The 9698-nt window shown below is 73.4% G+C and carries 9 protein-coding genes; 4 read left to right on the top strand and 5 right to left on the bottom strand.

The genetic code is table 11. The annotated features are described in order from the left end of the window. Window positions 1–1010, bottom strand: a 1010-nt coding sequence (locus tag ADY59_RS52065; RefSeq protein WP_197094155.1) for a tetratricopeptide repeat protein, incomplete at its 3' end; no start/stop codon positions are given. Between the two features lie 107 nt (window positions 1011–1117). Between ADY59_RS52065 and ADY59_RS44955 the strand changes: the two genes are divergently transcribed. The 4 genes from ADY59_RS44955 to ADY59_RS44970 all read left to right on the top strand — a co-directional run bounded on the left by ADY59_RS44955 (window position 1118) and on the right by ADY59_RS44970 (window position 4610). Beyond that, on the top strand, window positions 1118–2356 hold the full coding sequence (locus ADY59_RS44955; protein WP_082310885.1) for a S8/S53 family peptidase: 1239 nt from the start codon (window positions 1118–1120) through the stop codon (window positions 2354–2356). Window positions 2357–2631: 275 nt separating this feature from the next. Continuing rightward, window positions 2632–3252 (top strand): RNA polymerase sigma factor, encoded by a 621-nt coding sequence (locus ADY59_RS44960; protein WP_049576753.1) that lies wholly within the window; start codon window positions 2632–2634, stop codon window positions 3250–3252. Further along, a complete protein-coding gene (locus tag ADY59_RS44965; protein ID WP_049576754.1) occupies window positions 3230–3691 on the top strand; it encodes a hypothetical protein in 462 nt (153 codons plus the stop codon). The genes ADY59_RS44960 and ADY59_RS44965 overlap by 23 nt, the downstream gene beginning before the upstream one ends. 10 nt (window positions 3692–3701) lie before the next feature. Beyond that, complete coding sequence (locus tag ADY59_RS44970; RefSeq protein WP_197094156.1) at window positions 3702–4610, top strand: S1C family serine protease; 909 nt, start codon at window positions 3702–3704, stop codon at window positions 4608–4610. Here the strand turns inward: ADY59_RS44970 and ADY59_RS44975 are convergent. From ADY59_RS44975 to ADY59_RS52070, 4 genes are all read right to left on the bottom strand, one after another. Continuing rightward, window positions 4591–5859 (bottom strand): glycosyltransferase family 4 protein, encoded by a 1269-nt coding sequence (locus ADY59_RS44975; RefSeq protein WP_049576769.1) that lies wholly within the window; start codon window positions 5857–5859, stop codon window positions 4591–4593. The two genes, ADY59_RS44970 and ADY59_RS44975, sit on opposite strands and share 20 nt — an antisense overlap. 150 nt (window positions 5860–6009) lie before the next feature. After that, window positions 6010–9141 carry a S41 family peptidase gene (locus ADY59_RS44980; RefSeq protein WP_049576786.1) on the bottom strand — a complete coding sequence of 1044 codons (3132 nt, stop codon included), beginning with the start codon at window positions 9139–9141 and terminating at the stop codon, window positions 6010–6012. 58 nt (window positions 9142–9199) lie between these two features. Continuing rightward, on the bottom strand, window positions 9200–9322 hold the full coding sequence (locus ADY59_RS53620) for a hypothetical protein (RefSeq protein ID WP_269433693.1): 123 nt from the start codon (window positions 9320–9322) through the stop codon (window positions 9200–9202). A gap of 113 nt (window positions 9323–9435) precedes the next feature. Then, window positions 9436–9698 (bottom strand): nucleotide disphospho-sugar-binding domain-containing protein (locus tag ADY59_RS52070; RefSeq protein WP_331459589.1); only part of this gene is annotated, 263 nt, incomplete at its 5' end.

A 9698-nucleotide genomic window follows, 5' to 3' on the forward strand; every position in this document is an offset into this window, starting at 1 on the left:
AAGACGTAATCCGAGTTGTGGTGCGGCGGGGGGGGTGGGAATATGTGAATAGGAGACGGGGCGCGCCACCGGGGGGGGGGGGGGGGGGGGAGGGGGGCGGGGGCCGGGGGGGCGGGGGCGGGCGGGGCGGGGGGGCGCCCCGCCGCGAGGGCGCAGGTGGCGGCCGTCAGGAGCAGCTCGGCCCGCTTGGTGGCCTGGCCGTGGATGCGGTCGAGGCGGGCGATGGCCGCGGCGGCCTCGTCCAGGGCGTCCTGGGGAAGCCCGGCGGCCAGCAGGGCGGCGCAGCGTTCGATGCTGAGGTTCGGGTCCGGGGTGCCGAGCTTGCCGAACCGCTCGGCCGCCTGGTCGAAGCAGGCCAGCGCGGCCGGCAGGTCGCCGATGCGCAGCGCCAGCACGCCCCGGTGCACGATGGCGTCGGCCGACTCCAGCTCCTGCCCGGTGGCGTTGAACAGCTCCTCGGCCCGGGCCAGGTCGGTGGCGGCGCGGCCGACGGAGCCGAGCGCCAGGTAGCAGGAGGCGCGTTCGGTGCGCGCCCGCGCCTGCCAGACGAGGTCGTCGCGCAGCGCGGCGACGGCGCTGTTGAGGTCGGCCAGCGCGTCGCGGTGCAGCCCGAGCGTCGCCAGCACACCGCCTCTGCGCAGCAGGATGCGGCTGTTGAGCTGCCCGGACGACTGGCGTACCGCGGCGTCCAGGGCGTTGCGGCCCGCGGTGGTGCGGCCGGCGAAGGCGAGCGCGACGCCGAGCGTGGCGCGTACGTCCGCCTCCCGCTCCGCCGAGCCCGATCGGCGGGCCAGCCGGCGCGCGGCCTGGAGCTCCCGGACGGCGGCGTCGATGTCGCCGAACTCGCGCAGCACGATCCCGACGGCCTGCCGGGCGATGGAGGCGGTCAGCGGCGGCGGCCCGGCCGCGAGCAGGGCGCGGGCCCGGTCGAGCGCCTCGTTCGGCCGCGAGAGGGCGAGCGGCAGGAGCTCTTCGGGGGCGGGTGCGGTGGGTTCGGGATCCGCCGGCATGCTTCGAGGTTTAACGGTCCGCTGTAGCGCCCGCAACTCTGCGTCGATATAGAGGAGGGTAAACGTGATGTCCGAGTCGCCGTTGCGACGCCTGGGAGAGGCAACACATGGATGCGGTGTTCGACGCTCAGTTCCGGCTCGTCAAGGACGCGCTCGCCGCGCGGGGCATCCAGGCCGAGGTGGCCTACACGCCCGCCGGCCAGGTGGACTACCTGTATCAGGCGGACCATCTGCTGGCGCTGGACCGCGACGGCAACGTCGAGCGGATCACCGAAGTGCTGCCGCGGGCGCGGCGCCTGCGTGAGCGCGGCACGGCGGAGCTGGCCGTGCTGTCGCTGGACGAGGCCGAGGACGGCGGGATGACTGTGCCGGACGCCTTGTCCATCATCGAGGACCGCCTGGGCGGGGGTGACGAGGGCCGCCTGCCGCCGGCCTCGCCGGTGCACGTGCTGCACATCACCCGGCTGTGCCCCGGTACCGAGCCGGAGGTGCCCGCCGGGAGCCCCGACCGGCCGTGGCCGCCGCCCTGTCCGGAGGAGGAGGCGGTGCGGCGGGTGCGGATCGGCGTCAGCGACACCGGCTGGCTCGGCCTGGACCCGGCCGCATACCCGTGGCTGGCGAACGTGTCGGGCGAACTGGAGCCGCTGGGGCCGCCCTCGCCGATCAGCGGGCTGCCGCGGATCCCGGCGTTCGCCGGGCACGGCACGTTCGCGGCCGGGGTGGCCGCCTGCCAGGCGCCGTCGGCGGAGATCACCGTCGTCGACCACTTCTCGGCCTCCGGCGCGGAGCTGGAAGACGTCATGATCGCCAAACTGGAGGCGCTGGCCGCCCAGTCGCCCGCGCCCGACGTGATCAACCTGTCGGCCGGCACCTACACCCGTGACAACTGGACGTCGCTCGGCTTCGAGGCGTTCCGGGCCGCGCACCCGGACGTGGTGCTGGTCGCGGCGGCCGGCAACGACGCGACGGACCGGCCGTTCTACCCGGCCGCCTTCGACTGGGTGGTGTCGGTGGGCGCGCTCGGCCCGGACGGGGCGCACCGCTCCTGGTTCAGCAACTACGGCCCCTGGGTGGACGTCTACGCGCCGGGCGAGGGCCACGTCAACGCCTACGCCACCGGCGAGTACACCTACCGGGAGCCGCCCAAGCGCCCCGCCGTGCAGAACTTCGCCGGCATGGCCAGGTGGGACGGCACCTCGTTCGCCGCGCCGCTGGTCGCCGGGCTGATCGCGGGCCGGATGGCGCGCACCGGCGAGTCCGCCCGGGACGCCAGGGACGCGGTGCTCGCCGCCGCCCGGGACGTGGCGGAGGTGGGCGGTGCGCTGTTCCCGTGCGACCGGGGGTGATCGGGCGCGGGGCCCCCGTGCCCGCGCCCACACCTTGTAGAGCACGCGGGCCCCCGTTTGATACGGGTGATTTTTCTAACGGATGTGTATCAACCGTGAGGCACGGCGGCTCCGTCATGGTGACCGCAGTCGTCGAGCAGCGAAGAGCAGACATGGCCACGATCCCGCCCGTCCTCGCGCGCTCACGCAGTCCGATGCCGTGTCTCGCCTGGACGCACCGGCCATCTGCGTTCACCCTTGCTGGGTGGGCCGGGCCGGGAAGGGAGCACACGGACATGCGAGACGATCCATCGGTCGTCGCCCTGGTGGTGCGGGCGCGGGCCGGTGACAAGGACGCGTGGGACGAGATCGTCGAGCGCTACGCGTCGCTGGTGTGGTCGATCTGCAAGGCGTTCCGGCTGAGCCGGGCCGACGCCGACGACGTGAGCCAGACGGTGTGGCTGTCGCTGGTCGAGCAGCTGCCCCGGCTGCGCCAGCCCGCGGCGCTGCCCGGCTGGCTGGCCACGGCCACCCGGCGCGAGTGTCTCAGGAACGCCCACCAGTCCGAGCGCCAGCAGCGGCTGAGCCGCCAGGCCGAGGCCGACGCCCTGGTCAGCGCCGGCTCGCCCGAGCTGGACCGGGAGCTGCTCGACGCCGAGCGCGACGCCGCCCTCGTGGCGGGGTTCCGGCAGCTCGGCGAGCGCTGCCGCACCCTGCTGGCGATGCTGATGCGGCAGCCGCCCGCGTCCTACTCCGACATCGGCGAGGCGCTCGGCATGCCCGTCGGCGCCATCGGCCCGACCCGGGCCCGGTGCCTTGCCAAGCTGCGCCAGGTTCCGGTGGTGGCCGCCCTGATCAGGTCCGAACGGGAGAACCAGGGAGAAGGCGAGTGGCATGGTCACGCCGTGGTGGAGTGACGACGATCGGTTCTTCGCCGCGCTCAAGCAGGCGCTCGGCGCCGCGGAGGAGGTGCCGGAGGACTTCGTCGCGGCCGGCAAGGCGATCTTCACGTGGTACGACATCGACGCCGAGCTGGCGGCGCTCACCTACGACTCGGCGCTGGAGGGCGTGGCGGCGGCGACGCGGGGGGCCGAGCTCGCGCCGCTGCGCGCGCTGATCTTCGCCACCGGCGAGCTCACCATCGAGCTGGAGGTGGGCCAGGAGGCGCTGCTCGGCCAGGTGGTGCCGGCCCGCGCCGGCACCGCGTACACGCATCTGGTGACGGGGGACGTGGTGGCGTCGGCGATCGACGAGTCGGGGTGTTTCGTGTTCCGGCCGGTGCCCGGGCAGGCGTTCCGGCTGCAGTGCCGGCCCGCCGGCGGCACGAATGTGGTCACCGACTGGATCGCGTTGTAATGATGTAAGCATGGACGCGTACTCGAAGATCGTCACCTCGGTGGCCGCCGAGCTGTTACCGAAGGTGGCCGGCCTGCGGGCGGGGCGGGGGAGCGGGTCGGCGGTGGTGTTCACCGCCGACGGGTTCCTGCTCACGAACGCGCACGTGGTCGGCCGGGTCCGGTCGGGCACGGTCGCCTTCGCCGACGGGACCTCGGGCGGCTTCACCGTCGTCGGCCGCGACCCGCTGTCGGACCTGGCGGTGATCAGGGCCGAGGTGCCCACGCCGGAGCCGGCCGTGCTCGGCGACAGCGACGAGCTCGTCGTCGGGCAGCTCGTGGTGGCCGTGGGCAATCCGCTCGGGCTGGCCGGTTCGGTGACGGCCGGCGTCGTGTCGGGGCTGGGCCGGTCGCTGCCCGCCCGCAGCGGCTCGGCCGTCCGGCTGATCGAGGACGTCATCCAGACCGACGCGGCGCTCAATCCGGGCAACTCCGGCGGTGCGCTCGCCGACTCGGAGGCCCGGGTGGTCGGCGTCAACACCGCCGTCGCCGGCGCGGGCGTCGGCCTGGCCGTCCCGGTCAACGCCACCACCCGGGCCATCATCGCCGCCCTCATCAGGGACGGGCGCGTACGGCGGGCCTTCCTCGGCCTGGTCACCTCGCCCGCGCCGCTGCCGGAGCCGCTGCGGCGGCGCACCGGGCAGGACAGCGCGCTGCGCGTGGCGGAGGTGATCCCCGGCTCGCCCGCCGGCCGGGCCGGGCTGCGGGCGGGCGACCTGGTGCTGAGCGCCGGCCGCAGCGCCGTCGGCGACGCGCAGGACCTGCAGCGGCTGATGTTCGCCGAGGCGATCGGCCGGCCGCTGCCGATCACCGTCTACCGCAACGGCGCCCTGGTCGACGTGATAGCCGAACCGGTGGAGCTCACGGGCTCAGAGCTTTGAGCGCGGCGCGCTCCCGGCGGGCCAGCAGGTCGTCCAGCAGCGCGTCCCACTGCTCCCCGACCTTGTCGATGTCGTACGTCCTGACCGTCTCCAGCCCGCCGGCCGCCAGGCGGCGGCGCAGCGGCTCGTCCTCGATCACCCGGATGACGGCGGCGGCCAGGTTGGCGTTGGTGCGCGGTTTGACCAGCAGCGCGTCGACCTCGTCGGTCAGCATCTCCTTGGGGCCGTGCGGGCTGTTGAAGCTGACGATCGCCAGCCCCTTGGCCATCGCCTCCAGGATCGTCATCGAGAAGCCCTCGTGGCGCGAGCTCATCACGTAGATCGACGCCTTCTCCAGCTCGGCGCCGATGTCGGGGGTGGGGCCGGGCAGCTCGACCTTGCCTTCCAGGCCGGCCTCGGCGATCTGCTCGCGGAGCTTGTCCTCCTGCGGTCCGGCGCCGAGGATGCGCAGCCGCCAGTCCGGATGCGCCTCGGCCACCTGCTCCCAGGCGGTGATCAGCCGGTGGAAGCCCTTGATGCGGGTCATCCTGCCGACCGCGACCGCGACCTTGGCGTCGAGCTTGGCCAGGTCGCCCGTCATCGGCGGCACCCCGTTCGGGATGCGGACCAGCTTGGGCCCCTTCGGCAGCGCCTCGCGGTAGTCGCGCTGGTCGGCCTTGGTCAGGGAGACGAGGGCGTTCAGGCGGCGGTAGCGCCACTTGATCAGCTTCTGCACCGATTCGGGCTGGGTGCGCAGCGCCACGTGCTCCTGGCCGATCGTGATCACGCTCGGCAGCGCGAGCTGGGCCACGGCCAGGTTCAGGCCGGGGCGGGTGGCCATCAGGACGCCGGTGTCCAGGGATCGGATGAACCGCCCCAGTTTCAGGTCGGTCCACAGGTTGAAGCGGTGGTAGGCGCTCTCCTCCGGGGGGATGAGCTTGCTGGGCAGCTTCGACAGCATCGCCCGCACCGGGTCGGGGCCGGGGTTCAGCCGGTCGTCCAGGTAGGTTAACCGCACCCGGGGATCGATGGGGAAGAACGGCTCCTCGGCCTCCCGCAGGATGCTCACGATCTCCACGTCGTGCCGCTCGGCCAGGTAGCCCGCCAGGTTGAACACCGTCCTGATCGTGCCGCCCATCCCGTTGGCGTGCAGCAGGAGGATCCTGATCTGCCGTGTCGAGGGCGGCGGCGCCTGCCGTGCCCTCCTGCGGTTGTAGCCCCGGTACAGCCGGGCCATCGCCGACTTGCCTCTACGCGCCAGTCCGCGCAACTGAAGAACCCCCGATCGGCCGACAATACGGTCACATCCGGGGCCGGTGGTGTGAACAACACCCAACGGCGCCGGGTCGAGCGAGTGGTGTGCACCGTCCATCCCCGTGGCGCTATCCACTTCTATGATCTTTAGACGCCATAGGGGGTATTAAGGTTGCATCCGCGGCCTATGCGATGGATCAGGGGTGTGCACCGGGCCCTCCGCCAGCAGGCCGAGCGCCACCTCGATCGCCTTCTCCAGTTGCCGGTCCACGCCCGCCGCGTAGTCCTGCGGGGTGATGTCCACCTCGATGTCCGGATCGGTGCCGTAGTTCTCCACCTGCCAGCCGACGTCGTCGAAGGCGAAGGAGAACTCCGGCTGCGTCGTCACCGTCCCGTCGGCGAGCGTGTGCCGCGGCCAGATGCCGATCACCCCGCCCCACGTCCGCTTGCCCACCAGCGGGCCGAGCCCGAGCAGCTTGAAGGTATGGCTGAAGATGTCGCCGTCGGAGCCCGCCCACTCGTTCGTGATCGCCACCAGCGGGCCGCGCGGCGACTCCGGAGGGTACGGCTCGGCGTCGCCCCAGCGCGGGTAGTCGTAACCGAGGCGGCGCCGGGCCAGCTTCTCCAGCAGCAGCGCCGAGACGTTCCCGCCGCCGTTGAAGCGCACGTCCACGATCAGCGCGTGCCTGTCGTACTCGGCCAGGAACCCCCGGTGGAACTCGGCGAACCCGGCCCGCCCCATGTCCGGCACGTGCAGGTAGCCGGCCCGGCCGCCGGAACGCTGGTGGCACCGGGCCCGGTTGAGGTTCACCCAGTCGCGGTAGCGGGCCGGCCGCTCGTCGGCGATCGCCCGCACCGTCACCGCGAACACCCGCTCGCCCCGCCGCAGCGTCAGCTCCACCTCCTCCCCGGCCTGGTTCACCAGCCGCTCGTTCGGGGTGGCCGCCGCGCCGATCGGCGCCCCGTTGATCGCCAGCACCGCGTCGCCCGGCCGGACGTCCACGCCGAGGCGGTTCAGCGGCGAGGTCGCCCGAGGGTCCCACGGGTCGCCGGTGACGATCGCGCGGATGTGGTAGACGCCGTCGCGGTGCTCCCAGTCGACGCCCAGCTTGCCCTGGCTGTAGTCGGGGCCGGGCCGGTACTCGCCGCCGCTCTCGTAGGCGTGACTGGTGGCCAGCTCGCCGTGCAGCTCCCACAGCAGGTCGGAGAACTCGCCCCGGGTCGTCACCCGCTCCACCAGCGGCCGGTAGCGGTCGTGGACGGCCGGCCAGTCGACGCCCGCCATGTCCTCGGTCCAGAAGTGCTCGCGCTGCAGCCGCCACGCCTCGCGGAACATCTGCCGCCACTCCGCCTCCGGGCACACCGACACCTTGATCCGCGACAGGTCGATCCAGCCGCTCTCGCGCCCCGGCGTCTCGTCGTCGCCCGGCTGCTCGGCCGCCTTCACCACCCGCAGCCGGTCGCCCGTCGTGCGGTAGAGCAGCGTGCGATGGTCGCGGCCGAGCTCGAAGTCGGCCACCCCGTCGGCGAAGGTCTCACCGCTGCCCTTGGCGAAGTCGTACAACTGCAGGGTGCTGTCGCCCTGCAGCGGGCTGGTCAGGACGAGCGCCTTGCCCTTCAGCCCGGCCACCCGCTCGTAGCGGCCCTCCGGCAGCGGGAAGGCGGTGACGCGCCGCGCCAGCCCCTCCTCCTCGACCCGCACCGGCTCCGGCTCCTCCTCCTCGCCCTCCTCGTCCTCGTCGTCCTTTGCGTGCAGGGGCCGGGGCTCGGGCACGAACGGGTCCGGCACGCCGGCGCGCAGCGCGACCGCGTACGGGCGGGTGCCCAGCGGGAAGCACAGGTCGAACTGGAGCTGGTCGTAGGCGGGGGAGAAGACCCGCTGGCCGATGAAGTACAGGTAGCGGCCCCCGGGGTCGAAGCTCGGCCGCGAGTCGCGCAGCAGCGGCTCGGTGGCCGTCACCGTGCGGGCGGTGCCCGGATGGTGCAGCTTGATCGCGGTGGTCTGGGCGTTGAGCGGGCTGGCGTAGGCGAGCCACTGCCCGTCGTGCGACCACGCCGGGTCCTCGGGCGCGCCGTGCGGGTTGGCCTCCACCAGCACGGTACGGCCGGCCGCCAGGTCCACCAGATGCAGCTCGTGCCGGTGGTTGGTGACGGCCACCCGGTCATGGGCGGGATCGGGCACCAGCGCGGTGATCCGCCCCAGCCGCGCCACCGGCCGCGCGCCGCCGCCGCCGGTCCGGTCGCAGCCGTGCAGGATCACCAGCGCCTCCTCGTCGTCGTCACCGCTGGCGGCGGCGATCAGGCGGCGGCCGTCGTTCAGCCAGGTGAGGAACCGGTAACGGACGCCGTCCGGCTCCCCGTACTGCCGCACCGGCCCCTCCCACCCCGCCATCCCGTACGCCTTCCCGCGCGCCGTGACGGCCAGCGCGCTGCCGTCCGGGCTGAGCGTGGCGTGGTCGAGGTAGTCGGCGGCGTCGACGAAGCGGCGGTTGCGCTGCGTGCGCGTGCTGGCCAGCGACACCCGCAGCCGGCGCGGCTCCTCGCCAGGATCCAGCAGGTACAGGTCGGCGCCCGCGTGGTAGACCAGCCGGTGCCCGTCGCTCGACAGATTGCGCGCGTAGTAGCCGTCGTGGTGCGTGTGCCGGCGCAGGTCGTCGCCGCCCGGCGTGCACGAGTAGACGTTGCCCACGCCCTCGTGGTCGGACAGGAAGCACACCCGGTCCCCGCTCCAGCAGGGCGAGGCCAGGTTGCCCGGCAGCCGGATGAGCCGCCGGAACTCGCCGTCGCCCTCCCGGTCGATCCACAGGTCGCCGACCGTGCCGCCCCGGTACCGCTTCCACCTCGCCGGGTCGGCCGTGTTCCGGCCCAGCACGATCATGCCCCCCGGCCCGTGGGCGATCGAGTTGGCCGGGCCGTACGGCAGCCGCTCCGGCACCCCGCCCGGCTCCACCCGGTGCAGCCACTTGCGCCCCTCGAACGGCTGCCCCTGGTCGCTCGCGTACAGGATGCGCCCCTCGGGATCCCAGCCCGTCACCGTGCACCGCGCCCCGTGGAAGGTCACCCGCCGCGCCGCGCCGCCGCCGGTCGGCAGCACGTACACCTCTTCCGGCCCCTCCTCGCGCCCCACGAACGCGACCTGGTCGCCGCGCGGCGAGATGCGCGGGTAGCCCGCCTCGGCCACCCCCGCCGTCAGCCGGAACGCCCTGCCGCCCTCGGCGGACACCATCCACAGGTCGTCCTCGGCGGCGAACACCACGACGTCCCGCAGCACCGCGGGGAAGCGCAGATAACCGGACATGGCGCCCTCCACAGACGATCAGGCAGCCGGGTCCCGGCTGCCTGATCACATCACCGCGCTACGCCTCTTCGGGGCGCGTGGTGGCTTCCTTCTTCGTCTCCTTGACCTGCCGGCTCGACTTGATGGCCTGCTTCTTGGCCTTGCCGGACTTGGCGCTGGGTTTCTTCTTCGTGTCAGCCATGGTGTTTCCCCCCTGTACGGACAGGAGCGCCGGATTGGCGCAACCAATGGCGTTACTACCCATCTATCGCCATAACCCGACATACCACTATTTCCTCACCCTTATCGGGGGTGTCACCCGCCGGCCAGCCGGTTCACCGCCTCGACCACCGCGCCCGCGCCGTCCTCCGCCGCCACCCCCGCGGCGAGCTCCCGGGCCCTGCGCCGATAGGCGGGCTCGGTCACCGCCGCCCGGAGCGCGTCCGCCAGCCGCCCGGCCGTCAGGCGCCGCAACGGGACGGGCGCCGGCCCCACTCCCAGCGCCGCCAGCCGCGACGCCCACAACGCCTGGTCGGCCATCACCGGCAGCCCGACCCCCGGCACCCCCGCCCGTATCC

Source organism: Nonomuraea sp. SBT364, from assembly GCF_001083785.1.
GTDB lineage: Bacteria > Actinomycetota > Actinomycetes > Streptosporangiales > Streptosporangiaceae > Nonomuraea.

Excerpts from the sequence above, each read along its gene's own strand:
- ADY59_RS53620 (WP_269433693.1), bottom strand. The coding sequence starts at position 9,322 with ATGGCTGACACGAAGAAGAAACCCAGCGCCAAGTCCGGCAAGGCCAAG.
- ADY59_RS44965 (WP_049576754.1), top strand. The coding sequence starts at position 3,230 with ATGGTCACGCCGTGGTGGAGTGACGACGATCGGTTCTTCGCCGCGCTC.
- ADY59_RS44960 (WP_049576753.1), top strand. The coding sequence starts at position 2,632 with ATGCGAGACGATCCATCGGTCGTCGCCCTGGTGGTGCGGGCGCGGGCC.
- ADY59_RS44970 (WP_197094156.1), top strand. The coding sequence starts at position 3,702 with ATGGACGCGTACTCGAAGATCGTCACCTCGGTGGCCGCCGAGCTGTTA.
- ADY59_RS44955 (WP_082310885.1), top strand. The coding sequence starts at position 1,118 with ATGGATGCGGTGTTCGACGCTCAGTTCCGGCTCGTCAAGGACGCGCTC.
- ADY59_RS44980 (WP_049576786.1), bottom strand. The coding sequence starts at position 9,141 with ATGTCCGGTTATCTGCGCTTCCCCGCGGTGCTGCGGGACGTCGTGGTG.